This window comes from Thioalkalivibrio sp. ALE12 (genome assembly GCF_000381105.1).
In the GTDB taxonomy this organism is placed as follows: Bacteria; Pseudomonadota; Gammaproteobacteria; order Ectothiorhodospirales; family Ectothiorhodospiraceae; genus Thioalkalivibrio.
The window spans coordinates 20,001-34,282 of the sequence record NZ_KB905919.1 but is presented as its reverse complement, the minus strand read 5'-3'; the positions used below and the strand labels follow the sequence as shown (position 1 = coordinate 34,282).

16 protein-coding genes (1 of these 16 only partly in view) are annotated in these 14,282 nt (G+C 68.0%); 8 read left to right on the top strand and 8 right to left on the bottom strand.

Annotation, left to right across the window (positions count from 1 at the left end; all coding sequences use genetic code 11):
* Positions 1-322: 322 nt before the first annotated feature.
* The 4 genes from F614_RS0113245 to thiD form a co-directional block, all read right to left on the bottom strand.
* A complete protein-coding gene (locus F614_RS0113245; protein WP_019559063.1) occupies positions 323-1,141 on the bottom strand; it encodes a sulfite exporter TauE/SafE family protein in 819 nt (272 codons plus the stop codon).
* Positions 1,142-1,232: 91 nt separating this feature from the next.
* Entirely contained in the window at positions 1,233-2,510 is a 1,278-nt protein-coding gene (gene hemL / locus F614_RS0113240) for a glutamate-1-semialdehyde 2,1-aminomutase (protein ID WP_019559062.1), read from the bottom strand.
* An 81-nt stretch (positions 2,511-2,591) separates the two neighbouring features.
* Complete coding sequence (gene thiE / locus F614_RS0113235) at positions 2,592-3,236, bottom strand: thiamine phosphate synthase (RefSeq protein ID WP_019559061.1); 645 nt, start codon at positions 3,234-3,236, stop codon at positions 2,592-2,594.
* Positions 3,226-4,014: a bifunctional hydroxymethylpyrimidine kinase/phosphomethylpyrimidine kinase gene (thiD, locus tag F614_RS0113230; RefSeq protein WP_019559060.1), complete on the bottom strand. Its 789-nt coding sequence runs from the start codon at positions 4,012-4,014 to the stop codon at positions 3,226-3,228. The genes thiE and thiD overlap by 11 nt, the downstream gene beginning before the upstream one ends.
* A gap of 83 nt (positions 4,015-4,097) precedes the next feature.
* Between thiD and F614_RS0113225 the strand changes: the two genes are divergently transcribed.
* Positions 4,098-4,544, top strand: coding sequence for a hypothetical protein (locus tag F614_RS0113225; protein WP_018865825.1), 447 nt, complete (start codon positions 4,098-4,100; stop codon positions 4,542-4,544).
* A gap of 292 nt (positions 4,545-4,836) precedes the next feature.
* Here the strand turns inward: F614_RS0113225 and F614_RS0113220 are convergent, their stop codons facing one another.
* Positions 4,837-5,514, bottom strand: coding sequence for an HAD family phosphatase (locus tag F614_RS0113220; RefSeq protein ID WP_019559059.1), 678 nt, complete (start codon positions 5,512-5,514; stop codon positions 4,837-4,839).
* Positions 5,515-5,678: 164 nt separating this feature from the next.
* Here F614_RS0113220 and F614_RS0113215 point away from each other — a divergent pair, with 164 nt between their 5' ends.
* A complete protein-coding gene (locus F614_RS0113215; protein WP_018882488.1) occupies positions 5,679-6,239 on the top strand; it encodes an RNA pyrophosphohydrolase in 561 nt (186 codons plus the stop codon).
* A 20-nt stretch (positions 6,240-6,259) separates the two neighbouring features.
* Complete coding sequence (ptsP, locus tag F614_RS0113210) at positions 6,260-8,527, top strand: phosphoenolpyruvate--protein phosphotransferase (protein ID WP_018879969.1); 2,268 nt, start codon at positions 6,260-6,262, stop codon at positions 8,525-8,527.
* 46 nt (positions 8,528-8,573) lie between these two features.
* Here the strand turns inward: ptsP and F614_RS0113205 are convergent, their stop codons facing one another.
* Both F614_RS0113205 and F614_RS0113200 read right to left on the bottom strand, forming a co-directional pair.
* Entirely contained in the window at positions 8,574-9,089 is a 516-nt protein-coding gene (locus F614_RS0113205; protein ID WP_018865820.1) for a CopD family protein, read from the bottom strand.
* A 30-nt stretch (positions 9,090-9,119) separates the two neighbouring features.
* Positions 9,120-9,635: a peroxiredoxin gene (locus F614_RS0113200; RefSeq protein ID WP_018865819.1), complete on the bottom strand. Its 516-nt coding sequence runs from the start codon at positions 9,633-9,635 to the stop codon at positions 9,120-9,122.
* Positions 9,636-9,730: 95 nt separating this feature from the next.
* On the opposite strand from F614_RS0113200, the gene argC reads away from it, so the two are divergent.
* Genes argC through erpA form a run of 4 tightly spaced genes read left to right on the top strand, consistent with a single transcriptional unit; the run spans position 9,731 to position 12,433 of the window.
* The gene (gene argC / locus F614_RS0113195; protein WP_018876063.1) at positions 9,731-10,786 is read left to right on the top strand and encodes an N-acetyl-gamma-glutamyl-phosphate reductase; all 1,056 of its coding nucleotides are present in this window, start codon (positions 9,731-9,733) and stop codon (positions 10,784-10,786) included.
* Between the two features lie 28 nt (positions 10,787-10,814).
* Positions 10,815-11,570, top strand: coding sequence for a DUF6776 family protein (locus F614_RS0113190; protein ID WP_026280276.1), 756 nt, complete (start codon positions 10,815-10,817; stop codon positions 11,568-11,570).
* Positions 11,567-12,001 (top strand): polymer-forming cytoskeletal protein, encoded by a 435-nt coding sequence (locus F614_RS0113185; RefSeq protein ID WP_018876065.1) that lies wholly within the window; start codon positions 11,567-11,569, stop codon positions 11,999-12,001. Before F614_RS0113190 ends, F614_RS0113185 begins: the two co-directional genes overlap by 4 nt.
* Before the next feature lie 57 nt (positions 12,002-12,058).
* Positions 12,059-12,433: an iron-sulfur cluster insertion protein ErpA gene (gene erpA / locus F614_RS0113180; protein ID WP_018865815.1), complete on the top strand. Its 375-nt coding sequence runs from the start codon at positions 12,059-12,061 to the stop codon at positions 12,431-12,433.
* Positions 12,434-12,489: 56 nt separating this feature from the next.
* Here the strand turns inward: erpA and F614_RS0113175 are convergent, their stop codons facing one another.
* On the bottom strand, positions 12,490-13,638 hold the full coding sequence (locus F614_RS0113175; RefSeq protein ID WP_018876066.1) for an anhydro-N-acetylmuramic acid kinase: 1,149 nt from the start codon (positions 13,636-13,638) through the stop codon (positions 12,490-12,492).
* A 131-nt stretch (positions 13,639-13,769) separates the two neighbouring features.
* On the opposite strand from F614_RS0113175, the gene tyrS reads away from it, so the two are divergent.
* Positions 13,770-14,282 carry the start of a tyrosine--tRNA ligase gene (gene tyrS / locus F614_RS0113170; RefSeq protein WP_018876067.1) on the top strand. 702 nt of this gene lie beyond the right edge of the window, so only the first 513 of its 1,215 coding nucleotides appear in the window; its start codon is at positions 13,770-13,772; its stop codon lies off the right edge, out of view.

Below are 14,282 nucleotides of genomic sequence, written 5' to 3'. Positions count from 1 at the left end.
AGCGAGTTCAGCGCCGCCCGCGAAAAGCCTCGGAGCGAGGGAAACCCCGGCCCGCACAGCGGGCCGGGGTCGCGGCAGTCGGGCGTGTTTCTTGGGTACTTCTTTGCACGAGCAAAGAAGTACCTCGCGGCGCGCTGGCGAGTCAGCGCCTGGCAGTATGTGGACCGGAGCCACCGTAAACACCGGATGCCACTCCAGGGCCAGCCACCATCAGGCAGGCGGTGGACCGAAGGCGCCGTAAACACCGAATGGCGAAACAGTCGCTGCCACCGCCATGGCGCAACCGCCCGTTCACGCACAGGGGAGCGCTGACCCGTGGGGGCTAGCGTAGGAGCATCAGGGTGCCGGCGAGGATCAGCACGCCGGCGAAGCCGCGGCGGAGGATGGCCACCGGGAGGTGGTGGGTCAGCCAGACGCCTGCGCGTACGCTGATGGCGGTCCCGATCACCACGCCGAGGATGGCCGGCAGATAGAGATAGCCCAGCGCCCACTCCGGCGCCTGGTAGGTTGGATCGGTCCACTGCGGCAGGGCGAACACCAGGCTCGCGCCGATGGAGATCGGCACGCCGAGGGCCGCGGCGGAGCCGATCGCCCGGCGCAGTTCCAGCCCCTGGCTGACCAGGAACGGGGTGGTCAGCGTGCCGCCGCCGATGCCGATCAGCGAGGAGACGGCCCCGATTACGGTGCCGCCGCCCAGCCAGACGCTGCGCCTCGGCACGGGCGCTTTCGGCGGCTGAACGTTGAGCAGCATCCAGATTCCGATCGCGACCTCGAAGGCGCCGAAGATGCGCCCCAGGTGGTCGGAGTCGATGCGCGTGGCCAGCCAGGCCCCGAGCAGGGCCCCGACGATGATGCCGGGCAGCAGCCGGCGTACGGCCGCGCCGTCCACGCCGCCCCGGCGATGGTGGGCGCGGGCCGACAGGATCGCGGTCGGGATGATGGCGCCCAGCGAGGAGCCGACCGCGAGCTGCACCAGGCTCGCCGAGTCGAAGGCCAGCAGGCTGAAGATCGCGACGAAGACCGGCACCAGGATCAGCCCGCCGCCAATGCCGAACATCCCGGCCGGGATACCGGCGATCAGCCCCAGAAGCACAAATAGCAGCCCCAGCGCCAACGGTGACTGGATCAGCGTGTCGATCATTCGTGCGTAGTGGCGGGTCGTGGGTCAGGACACAGTGGGCCGGCAAGCCGCTGGGGTTGCCGGCCCACTGTTCAGGGGGGAGGAAGCGCGCTCAGAGCGCCTTGAAGCACTTGCGGGCGGCCTCGATGGTGGCATCGAGGTCCGCGTCCGAGTGGGCGTTGGACATGAAGCCGGCCTCGAAGGCACTGGGGGCCAGGTAGATGCCCTCGCCCAGCATCGCGTGGAAGAAGCGGCCGAAGGCGGCGGTGTCGCAGGCGGTGGCCCCGGCGAAGTCGGTGACCTTCTGGTCCGAGAAGAACAGGCCGAACATGCCCGGCACCTGGTTGGTGGTCAGGGCGACCCCGGCCTCGCGTGCGGCGTCCTCGAAACCCGCGACGACCTTCTTCGTGCGCTGCTCCAGTTCGTCGTGGAAGCCCGGACGGGACAGGATTTCCAGGGTCTTGAGCCCGGCGGTCATCGCGATCGGGTTCCCGGACAGGGTGCCGGCCTGATAGACCGGGCCCAGCGGCGAGAGGTGTTCCATGATCGCGCGCTTGCCGCCGAAGGCCCCCACCGGCATGCCGCCGCCGATAATCTTGCCCAGCGTGGTCAAGTCCGGGGTGACGCCGAGATAGCCCTGGGCGCAGTTCTTCGAGACGCGGAAGCCGGTCATCACCTCGTCGAAGATCAGTACCGCGCCGTGCTGGTCGCAGACCTCGCGCAGGGTCTCGAGAAAGACCGGTTCCGGCGGGATGCAGTTCATGTTGCCCGCAATCGGCTCGACGATGATGCAGGCGACCTCGTCGCCCTTCTCGGCAAAGAAGGCGCGCACGCCGTCGGCGTCGTTGTAGGTAAGGGTGCTGGTCAGGGCGGCCAGCTCCTTCGGCACGCCGGGGGAGCTCGGCTGGCCGAGGGTCAGGGCGCCGGAGCCGGCCTTCACCAGCAGCGAGTCGCCATGGCCGTGGTAGTTGCCCTCGAACTTCACGATGCGGTCGCGCCCGGTGTAGCCGCGCGCCAGCCGGATCGCGCTCATCGTGGCCTCGGAGCCCGAGTTGGTCATGCGTACCAGGTCCATCGACGGCACCAGTTCGCAGACCTTCGCGGCCATGTCGTTCTCCAGCCGGGTCGGGCAGCCGAACGACAGGCCGTTGTTGCAGGCCTCGCGCACCGCCTCGATCACCTCGGGGTGGGCGTGGCCGGCGACCATCGGGCCCCAGGAGCCGATGTAGTCGATGTAGCGCTGGCCATCGGCGTCCCACATGTAGGCACCGTTGGCGCGGTCCATGAAGATCGGGGTGCCGCCCACGCCCTTGAACGCGCGGACCGGGGAGTTCACGCCCCCGGGGATGTGTTCTTTGGCGGCCTCGAACAGACGCTCGGTTTCCTGCATGACGGTGTCCTGTATTTCGTTGAGTTCGGGATTCGGTAGGCCCGGCAACCATAGCGACGGCCGCGGGCGCGTGCAAAGTGGTCAGTCGAACAGTGTGCTGATGCGCCGGGCGGCGGCCTCTGGATCGGGCGCGGCGCTGATGCCCTGGATCACGGCGACCAGGTCTGCCCCAGCCGCGACCACTTCCGCCGCGTTGTCCGGGGTGATGCCGCCGATGCCGCAGATCGGCAGGTCCAGGGCCGCGCGCGCCTGGCGGATCAGCTCCGGCCCGGCGAAGGCGGCCTCTGGCTTGGTCGGGGAGGCGAACATGGTGCCGAAGGCGACATAGCTCGCACCGGCCCGGGCGGCAGCTTCGGCGCGTGCCAGTTCGTTGTAGCAGGAGACCCCGATGATTGCGTCCGGCCCCAGGAGCGTGCGGGCCGCGGTCGGGTCCGGATCGTCGCGGCCCAGATGCACGCCATCGGCCTGAATACGCGCGGCCAGCTCGGTGTCGTCGTTGATGATGCAGCGCGCACCGTGCGTGTGGGCAAGGGCGACCAGCTCGCGGGCGATCGCCTCGCGCGCGTCGCCCGCGAGTTGCTTGTCGCGGAACTGGATCAGGCTGGCGCCGCCGCGCAGCGCGGCTGTGGCATGGGCGAGGTGGGTCGCGCGCGGGTCCGCGCCCTCCGGTACCGCAGGGGTAATGAAGTAAAGCCCACGAAGGGTCGGCTTTGGCTCAGTCGTCATGCGGGCACAGGCGGTTGGGGATGTGCTGGCCGTGGCCGGGGGCATAGCCGCGGGCGATGGCATCGTTCATGAAGGCCTGGGCCTCGATCACGGCCGGTTCGATGTCACGGCCACGGGCGAGGAAGGCGGCGATCGCCGCGGCCAGGGTGCAGCCGGAGCCGTGGAAGCCGGCCGGGTGGCGCGGCAACTCGAACGGGCGCATGTGGTCGTCCTCGCGGTAGAGGCGATTGATGATCGGGTCCTGCTCGGCGCCCTCGTGCCCGCCAGTGACCAGCACGTTGCGCGCGCCCAGCTGGCGCAGCTGGTGGCCCCACTGTGTGGGGTCCTCGCTGCGGGCCAGGCGGGCGGCTTCGGGGCCGTTCGGGGTGATCAGCGTGGCCCGCGGCAGCAGGGCCTCGCGCGTGGCGTCGACGACCGCCTCGGTCGCCAGCGCGCCGCCGCCGCCGGCGACCATTACCGGGTCCAGTACTACCGGGATATGCGGGTGCGCGCCCAGCAGTGCGGAGACGACGGTGACATTCTCCACCGAGCCGAGCATGCCGATCTTGATCGCCGCGACCTCGAGATCCGCGAGGGTGACCTCGATCTGGGCGCGCAGCTGCTCCGGCGGGAGCACGGTGAAATCCACCACGTTGCGGGTGTCCTGCACGGTGATCGCGGTCACCGCCGTGGCCCCGTGTACGCCGAGGCGGGTGAAGGTGGTCAGGTCGGCCTGCAGACCCGCACCGCCGCCGGGGTCGGAGCCGGCAATGCTCAGCGCGATCGGAGGATGATTCATGAAGGGGGGCTCCCGTGCTAAGGTTGCGCGCGCCCCGGCACCCCCGGGGCGTTCTTGTTACGAATCCCGGGAGTGTACGCAGCATGAGCCACGAGTTCGAAGTCGAGTCCATCCGTCCCCTGGTCGCCGCCGCCAAGGCCGGCGGTACGCTGAATGCGGAGGTCGACCAGGCCCTGGTCGCGCTGGAGCAGGAGATCAACCGGATCGCCGCCGAGCTGCAGGTGGAGCACGTGGGTCCCGGGGTGGGCATGGCGGACATGAATGCCGAGCATGTCTATCGCCTGGTGATCCGCCAGCACGAGATCGACGTGACGCGGCACGAGTGGAGCCTGTGGGTCTGCGATGCGCTGGATAACTGCGACTTCCGCGCGACCTGGCCGGTCACCGGCGCCGGGCGTCTGCGCCGCAAGCAGGTGACAGCCGTGGTGCCGGAGCTGGTGACGGGCTACCGCGATGCGGTCGTGGCCGCCGGCAAGGGGGATACCCCGGCTGGCCAGCGCCTGGCGCAGATCGCGGCGGTCTTTGAGTAACGCAGATCGCTCTGCGCGCCAGGCGGCGTCAGCACTGTAAAGGTCAAGGGCGGTTGCACCACGAAGCGCACGAAGGCTCGAAGAAAATCCTTTTGTTGCAAGCCTTGCTGGCGCCGAATGGCTTGGTTCCAGCCTACGGGTCATCCTGAACAATCATCCCGAACCCCCCCTGTCTTTCTCCGTGATCTCTGTGCCCTCCGTGGTGAAAACGCCCTTGACCTTGCCTTTCTTCGTGCCTTCGTGGGCTTCGTGGTGCAATCAACTCACCCGAGCCAGTGGCTCGGGTGTCGCCTTAAGCCGTGGTGTCGCGCAGCGAGATGACCGGCCAGCCCTTGTTGCGGGCATGTTCCGCGAGGGTGGGGTCCGGATCCACGGCCACCGGGCGGCCGACCTGCTCCAGTAGGGGGATGTCGTTGCGTGAGTCGCTGTAGAAGCTGGCCTGCGTGATGGTGCCCTCGGGGTCCGGGTGATCGGCGAGGTGCTGACGCAGGCGCTCGATCTTGCCTTCCTGAAAGCAGGGCACGCCCGTCAGTTCACCGGTGAACTCCCCGTCCTCGCGTTCTTCCGCCAGGGTGGCGATCAGGTGATCCACGCCGAGGATGTCGGCAATCGGCTGGGTCACGAACTGGTTGGTCGCAGTGATGATCACCAGTTCGTCGCCGGCCACCCGGTGCCTTTCCAGCAGGTGCTGGGCCCCGGGGGCGATCATCGGGCGGATCAGCGTTTCGATGAACTCCTCCCGCCATGCCTCCAGTTGCGCGCGCGGGTGCTCGGCCAGCGGGCTGAACGCGAAGCGGCAGAACTCGTGGATATCGAGCACGCCCGCGACATACTCCTGGTAGAAGCGGTCATTGGTCTCGGCGTGGCAGGTCGGGTGCACGGCGCCTACCTCGGCCAGGAACTGGTTCCAGGCGTGATCGCTGTCGCCGGCAAGAAGGGTGTTGTCGAGGTCGAACAGGGCCAGGGCCATGAGGTGATTCTCGGGTTGGCATGAGTCGGGCGAAAGTGTACCGGCGGGCGTGGCAGCCTGCAGCCTCGCATCCCCCGTCGGGCCGGCACCGGAGGCCGGGTAGGGGCTTTGCCGCCAGGGCGTCCGCTGTGGAACAATGCCAGTAATAGAAAAGCGTCTGGCTGATGCAAGTGATTGATTGTGACGGGTATCGCGCAAACGTAGGCATCATCCTGTGCAACGCGGAAAGACAGCTGTTCTGGGGCAAGCGGGTCGGTCAGGAGGCCTGGCAGTTCCCCCAGGGGGGCGTGCACGCGGAAGAAACGCCGGAAGAGGCGATGTACCGCGAGTTGCGCGAGGAGACCGGCCTGTTCCCCCGGCACGTCGAGGTGCTGGGCGCCACCCGCCATTGGCTGCGCTATCGCCTGCCGGAGCGCATGGTCCGGCGCCATCAACGCCCGGTCTGCATCGGCCAGAAGCAGCGCTGGTTCCTGCTGCGCATGGTCGGAGATGAGAACGACGTGGTGCTGAATGCAATGGAAACCCCGGAATTCGATGACTGGCGCTGGATCGATTACTGGCGCCCGGCGCGCGAGGTCGTGCACTTCAAGCGCCAGGTCTACCGCCGGGCGCTGTGCGAACTGGTGCCGCTGATGTTCCCCGAGCTGGATCAGGGGCGCGCCCGCGGTTCCGATAGCCGCACCCCGGAACCCTCGCTGAACCGCCCGTCGGTGTCCTCGCGTTGACGGTCCCGAAGCAGCCCTCGATGCTCGAGGTCCTGCGCCGCGTGGTGCAGGAGGTCAATGGTGCGGCCGATTTCTTCGAAGCACTGCACATCATCGTCACGCGGGTGAAGGCGGCGCTGGAGATCGATGTCTGCTCGATTTACCTGAAGTCGCCACAGTCCGGGCGCCTGGTGCTGATGGCCTCGGAAGGTCTGCGTTCGGAATCGGTGGGGCAGGTCGAGATGGACCCGTCGGAAGGCCTGGTCGGTCTGGTCGCCTCGCGCGCCGAGCCGGTCAACCTCGACAGCGCCCAGGATCACCCGCGCTTTCGCTACTTCCCGGAGACCGGCGAGGAGCACTTCCTCGCGTTCCTGGGCGTGCCGATCATCCATCAGCGCAGCCTGCTGGGCGTGCTGGTGGTGCAGCAGCACCAGGCGCGCAAGTTCGATGACGAACACGTCTCCTTCCTGATCACCCTGGCCGCGCAGCTGGCCGGGGCGATCGCCTACGCCGAGTTCAACGACGAGATCTCCTCCGAGACCCCGCTGATCGGTCATGTGAACGTCGAGGCCACCGGCATCGCCGGCTCGCCCGGCGTAGCCATCGGGCGCGCCGTGGTGGCCTACCGGCTGGCCGATCTCGATTCCATCCCGGATCGCGAGAGTGCCGGGGTGGACGGCGAGCTGGAGCACTTCAAGCAGGCGGTCGCGGAGACGCGCACCGAGATCGAGGACCTGAAGCAGCGTATGGGCGAGGCCCTGGGCCCGGACGAGCAGGTGCTGTTCGATGCCTACCTGATGCTGCTGGGGTCCGACTCGCTGGTGCACAAGACCGAGGCGCGCATCCGCAACGGCCAGTGGGCGCCCGCCGCGCTGCGCGACACGGTGCGCGAGAGCGTGCGGGTGTTCGAGGACATGGAGGACCCGTACCTGCGTGAGCGCGCGGCCGACGTGCGGGACCTCGGTCGGCGCGTGCTGTCGCATCTGCTGCCGGCGGATCGCAGCCAGGACGAGTTTCCCGAGGGCGGCATCCTGGTCGGGGACGACCTGACCGCGTCACACCTGGCGGAGGTGCCGATCGAACGGCTGGGGGCGATGGTCTCGGCCAAGGGGACCGGCTCCTCGCATATCGCGATCCTCGCGCGCGCGCTGAACATCCCGGCGGTCATGGGGGTGTCCGAGCTCCCGGTGGGCCGCCTGGAGGGGCGCGAGATCCTGGTCGACGGCTATCGCGGCCGGCTGTTCGTGAACCCCAACGCCGAGCTGCGCGCGGAGTTCGAGCGTCTGGTGCGCGAGGAGCGCGAGCTGGCGGAGGACCTGCGCGCGCTGGCCAAGGACCCGGCCGAGACCCGCGACGGGGTCGCCGTACCGGTGCTGGCGAATTCCGGGCTGCTGGCGGATATCAAGCCGTCGCTGGAGTCCGGGGCCGAGGGGGTGGGGCTGTACCGCACCGAGGTCCCGTTCATGATCCGCGACCGCTTCCCCGGCGAGGAGGAGCAGGTCCAGCTGTACGAGCAGGTGCTCGCCTCCTTCGATCCCATGCCGGTGACCCTGCGGACCCTGGATATCGGCGGCGACAAGGCCCTGCCGTACTTCCCGGTCAAGGAGGACAATCCGTTCCTCGGCTGGCGCGGCATCCGCATCTCGCTGGACCACCCGGAGATCTTCCTGACCCAGCTGCGGGCGATGCTCAAGGCGAGCCGGTCACACGACAACCTGCAGATCCTGTTCCCGATGATCTCGGCGCTGGATGAACTGAAGGGTTCGATGAGCCTGCTCAACCGGGCGCGTGAGGAACTCCTGGACGAGGGCTTCCGCATCCCGATGCCGCGGATCGGCGTCATGGTGGAGGTGCCGGCGGCGGTCTACATGTCGGAGATGCTCGCCCGGCGGGTGGATTTTCTTTCGGTGGGCACCAATGACCTGGTCCAGTACCTGCTGGCGGTGGATCGCAACAACGCCCGCGTGGCGCACCTCTACGACACCCTGCACCCGGCCTGTATCCACGCGCTGGAGACGATCACCGAGGGCTCCCACCGGGCCGGCAAGCCGGTCAGCGTGTGCGGGGAGATGGCGGCCGACCCGGCCGCAGTGATCCTGCTGCTGGGGATGGGGATCGACAGCCTGAGTGTCAGCGTGTCCTCGATCCCGCGGGTGAAATGGGTGATCCGCAGCTTCTCCACCGACCGCGCCGAGGCGCTGCTGGCGCAATGCCGGCTGCTGGAGAACGCCGACCAGATCCGCTCGCTGCTCAATAACGCCCTGGTCCAGGCGGGGTTGGGCGGCCTGGTGCGCGCCGGCAAGACCTGACGCCGGGAGTCCGTGTTCCGGCGCCCGCGGTTGTCCGGGGGGCCCGCTATCCGTTGCGGCTGGTCCGCCACAGCGCGATCAGCGCGCTCAGCAGGAAGATCCCGAGCACCACCCCGATGGCGATCAGGGCGTCGGGGATCGAGCGGTTGATCACCAACACCACCGCGCCCACCAGGATGGGGACCGGCACCTCGTTGAACCAGCGATACCAGGTGTGATCGCGACGGTTCAGGTCGTCGCGGAAGTCGCGCACGATCTTGCCGCACCAGACGTGATAAGCGACCAGGATCGCGATCAGGGTCAGCTTGAAGTGCATCCACGGCTCGGCCAGGTAGAACGAGCGATCCACCAGCATGGCCACGCCGAAGGCAATGGTGATCAGGGCGCCGGGGGTCATGATCCCGTAGAACAGCTTGCGCTCCATGATCTTGAAGCGCTCGTGGCCCAGGGCGTCCTCGGTCATCGCGTGATAGACGAACAGGCGGGGCAGATAGAACAGCCCGGCGAACCAGGTGACCATGAAGATCACGTGCAGGCTTAGGAACCAGTTGTACGCTTGCATGGAGGTCCTTCTCGTCGGGCGGTGCCGGGCTTACGAGAGCCAGCGTTCCAGGTGGCGTTCGATCTGTTCGAAGTCCGGGTCGCCCAGCTTCTGATAGACGATGCGGCCATTCGGCGAGATCAGGAAGGTGGTCGGCGTAAGGCGTACGCCGCCGTAGGCCTGGGAAAAGGCATCGTCGCTGTCGTGGATGACCTTGTAGGGCATCCCGCGATCCTCGCGCATGGCCTCCACGCGGTTGATCGGGTCGTAGGACAGCGCGACCGCGAGCAGCTCGAATCCCTTGTCCGCGTAGGTCTCGTGCAGGTGGATCAGTTCCGGGATCTCGCGAATGCAGGAGGGACAGTTGGTGGCCCAGAACGAGATCATCACCGGCCGTCCCTCGTAGTCCTCCAGCGACACCTGTTCGCCATCCAGTGTGGTGGCGGCGAAGGCGGGCGCCGGGCGCATGCCGTCGTCGGTCAGCCAGATGGTCGCGGCAATGGCGACCAGCGCGATGATGAAGATGCCTCCGAAGATGGCCTTGCGGTCGATCCTGACTTTGCTCATGAGGTGTGATCCGTTGATCGAATAGCCTGCAAATGTGGACTGGCAGGGCGGGCGTGCGTTCCGTGGCCCCGGCCAAGGCGGTATCATGCCGCAGCATGACGAATGCAACCAACAGCAAACCCATCCGCATCGGGGTTGTCGGTGCCACCGGCTATACCGGTGTGGAATTGCTGCGCCTGCTGGCGCGGCACCCGGCGGCCGATCTGCAGGTGGTGACCTCGCGGGGCGAGGCGGGCACGCCCGTGGCCGAACTGTTCCCGAGCCTGCGTGGCGCGGTCGACGCGGTGTTTCAGGCGCCGGACGAGGCGACCCTGGGCGAGTGCGACGTGGTCTTTTTCGCGACCCCGCACGGGGTGGCCCACGCGCTGGCCGCGCCCCTGCTGGAGCGGGGCACGCGCATCATCGATCTGTCGGCGGATTTCCGCATCCGCGATCCCGATCTGTGGGCGCAGTGGTACGGGCAGGCCCATGGCGCGCCCGAGTATCTGGGCGAGGCCGTGTACGGCCTGCCGGAGCTGAACCGGACGCTCATCCGCGATGCCCGCCTGATCGCGGTGCCGGGCTGTTATCCGACGGCCGTGACGCTTGCGGTTCTGCCCCTGCTGGAGGCCGGCCTGATCGATCCGGCGGACGTGATCGCGGATGCCAAGAGCGGTGTCAGCGGGGCTGGGCGCAAGGCGCAGATCGGCGGGCTGTTCGCCGAGGTGCAGGAGGACTTTCGTGCCTACGCCAGCGGCGGGCACCGGCACTGGCCGGAGATCCATCAGACGCTGAGCGGGGTGGCCGGGCAGTCCGTGGGGCTGATCTTCCAGCCGCATCTGGTGCCCATGACGCGCGGGATTCACGCGACCCTCTATCTGCGCCCGCTGGCGGCGGATGCGGACTGGCAGGCCTGTTTCGAGCAGCGCTACCGCGACGAGCCGTTTGTCGACGTGCTGTCGCCCGGGGCCCATCCGCAGACCTCCAGTGTGCGCGGCACCAATGTCTGTCGGGTGGCGCTGGCGCAGCCGCCGCATTCCGGTCGGCTGATGGTGCTTTCGGTGATTGACAACCTGGTGAAGGGCGCGGCCGGGCAGGCCGTGCAGAACATGAACCTGATGTTTGGCCAGCCGGAAACCGCAGGCCTGGACGCGCTGCCGGTCTTCCCCTGATGCCGGGTCTGGCCGTATGAGTATTCCGGTGCCGCGTCTGCCCCGGCGGCCGCGGATCCCGGCTCGGCGGCGGGCGTCCGGACGGCGCCGCGGAACGTGGTGGGCCGGCCTGCTGACAATCGCGCTGGTCCTGGCTGCGGTCGCCGGGGGACTGGGCTGGCTGGCCAGCGAGCGAGACGACGGGACGGCGGGTGTGGAACCGCAGGCAGGGATCGACGCCCTGCGGGCGGACCTGGAGCGGGAGGTCGCCGCGCGCCAGAGCGCCGAGGAGGCGCTGCGCCGCGCCGAGCAGCACCTGGCGATCAAGGAGGCCGAGCTGGCGGCCTATGCCGGTGATATCGAGCGCCAGGAGACGGAGCTGCAGGCGTTGCGCGACGAACTGGCGTTTTATCAGCGTCTCGCGGAAGGCTCGGGCGAGGACGGTCTGGGCATCCGGGCCCTCCGGCTGCAGCCGACCGGGCAGGCCGGGGTGTTCGATGTCAGCTTTCAGCTTTACCGTCCGGGGCTGGGCCGCTCGGTGGATCTGCGCTGGTCGCTGGAGGTGGACGGCCTCGCGGCGGACGCGGAAGAGCCGGGCACCCTGGATGCCGAGGCGCTGGGGCTGGATTCCGGGCGTACGCTGGAAGAGCTGCGGTTGCTGCGGCATCAGCGCGTCCGGATCCGGCTGCCGGAGGGCTTCGAGCCGCAGCACCTGACGTTGCGCGCGAGCGCCGAAGATGACGAGGAACTGGATCCGGTTTCCGAACGGGCCGACTGGGATCGCCTGCTGGAGGGCATGCAATGATGGGACGCAAGAAGGGCCGCCGGGCGGGTAAGGTGGACACGCTGGTTGGGCGCAATACGGTGATCCATGGCGATGTCGAGTTCGGGGGCGGGTTGCACATCGAGGGTCGCGTGATCGGCGATATCCGGGCCACCACCGATCCTTCCGCCGTTCTGGTGGTGGCGGACGGGGGCGTGGTCGAGGGCCATATCGCGGTCCCGCACCTGCTGATGAACGGAGAGGTGCAGGGCGATGTCCATGTTGGCGAGCATGTGGAACTCGGCGAGACGGCCCGTCTGGTGGGCAATCTCTACTACACCATGCTGCAGATGGCGGAAGGCGCGCAGATCGACGGCCTGCTCAAGCGGGTGGATCACCCGCTCCAGGGTGAACTGGAGGGGCCCGGCGAGACCCAGGCCCTGACCAATCCCACGGAAGGTGGGCATTCTTGACTCTGGGGCTCAGTCTTCCGTAGCGTGAATGAAAATGATTATTACAGGAGGCCCCGAATGTCCGAGCCCATGACGTCCGAAGCGGAGATGGACATCGAAATCCCCAGCCCGCTGATCTTTACCGATGCCGCGGCCACCAAGGTGAAGGGGCTGATCGAGGAAGAGAACAACGACAACCTGAAGCTGCGCGTATTCGTCAGCGGCGGCGGTTGCTCCGGCTTCCAGTACGGCTTCACCTTTGACGAAACCGTGGGTGATGGCGACACCGTGGTCGAGAATGGCGGGGTGACCCTGCTGATCGATCCGATGAGCTTCCAGTATCTGGCCGGCGCCGAGATCGACTACACCGAGGGCCTGGAGGGCGCGCAGTTCGTCATCCGCAACCCGAACGCCACCACGACCTGCGGCTGCGGCTCCAGCTTCTCGGTCTGAAGCCGACCGCAAGCGACTCAGGCGAAGGCCCGATCCGGTGGATCGGGCCTTTTTTGTTACCGCCCCTGGTCCGCGGGGTCGGTGGGGCGGGCGTGGCCGGGGATGATGCAGCCGAGTACCCGCGGCCCACGTGCACCGGTTACCTCGGGAAGATTGCCGGGCTCCCCCGCAAGGGTGCGGGCCGCCAGCCACGCAAATGCGGCGCCTTCCACCTGTTGCGGAGGGATGCCATGGCGTTCGGTGGACTCCACGCGGGTATCGGGCAGAGCCTGCGCCAGGCGCTGCATCAGGTAGCGGTTGTGCGCGCCGCCGCCACACACCAGCAGGCGGGCGGGCGGCTGCGGATCCAGATGCGTCAGGGCGCGGCGTACGCCTTCCACCGTCAGTTCGGCCAGGGTGGCCTGGAGGTCCTCGGGCCGGAGCTGGTCGAGGCGGTCACCCGCGACATGGCGCAGCCACGCGGGGGAAAAGTACTCGGGTCCCGTGCTCTTGGGCGGGGGGCGCCGGAAGAACGGGTCCTCCAGCAGTCGGGCCAGTAGCTCGGGGTCGGGTGTTCCGCTGCGTGCCCAGTCACCATCCCGGTCGAACGGGGTCGAGTGGTGGCGCCGGTTCCAGTCGTCCATCAGGGTATTGGCGGGTCCGCAGTCGAAGCCGATCACGGGTGCCCCGGGTGGCAGCCAGGTGACGTTGGCGATGCCTCCGAGGTTCAGCACCGCGCGCGTCTCGTCCGGTGCGCCGAACTGCATCGCATGAAAGCCGCAGGCCAGCGGGGCACCCTCGCCCCCGGCGGCGATGTCGCGCGGGCGAAACTGGGCCACGGTGTCGATCCCTGTGGCCTCCGCAATACGGAACGGATCTCCGATCTGCCAGGTGAAGGGCGGTTCGGCGTCCGGGGCGTGGTGAACGGTCTGTCCGTGACTGCCGATCGCGCGAATAGCGCCGGGTGCCAGGCCGGTCTGCTCGAGCAGGGTCTGGACCGCGCGGGCGAACAGCATCCCCAGACGTGCGTCCAGCATCCCGAGGTGCCGGTATTGCAGGGCCTCGCTGGTGGCGGCGGTCGCCAGTTCCAGGGCCAGATCGTCGGGGTAGTCCAGCTGGCAGTGATCCACGACGGTGACGGCCCCGTCCTCGCGGATCTCGGTGAGGACGGCGTCCACGCCGTCCCGGCTGGTGCCGGACATCAATCCGATAAAGCGTTGTGTCATGCGCGTGTTCCTCAGGCCGTGTTGGACCCATTCTGGACCACGGCCGTGTTTCGCGTCTGTCCGGGCCTCGCGGTATCCTTGCGCGCGTCCGGCCCGCCCGGCCGGTTCTCCGATCTCGAACAAGGGGCGACATGGAACTCGAAGACCAGCTGGCCGTGATTCGTCGCGGCGCCGATGAAATCCTGCTCGAGGACGACCTCGTCGAGCGTCTCAAGACGGGCCGCCCCTTGCGGATCAAGGCGGGATTCGACCCCACCGCCCCGGACTTGCACCTGGGCCATACGGTGCTGATCAACAAGCTGCGCCAGCTGCAGGATCTGGGGCACCATATCCTGTTCCTGATCGGCGATTTCACCGGCCGCATTGGCGATCCCTCGGGCAAGAACGCCACGCGCCCGCCGCTGTCCAGCGAGGATATCGAGCGCAATGCCGCGACCTATCGCGAGCAGGTGTTCCGCATCCTCGATCCCGAGCGTACGGAGGTCGTATTCAATTCCACCTGGATGGAACCGCTGGGCGCCGCAGGCATGGTCCAGCTTGCCTCGCGCCAGACCGTGGCGCGCATGCTCGAGCGCGACGACTTCCACAAGCGCTACACCGAACACCAGCCGATCGCCATCCACGAGTTCCTGTACCCCCTCATC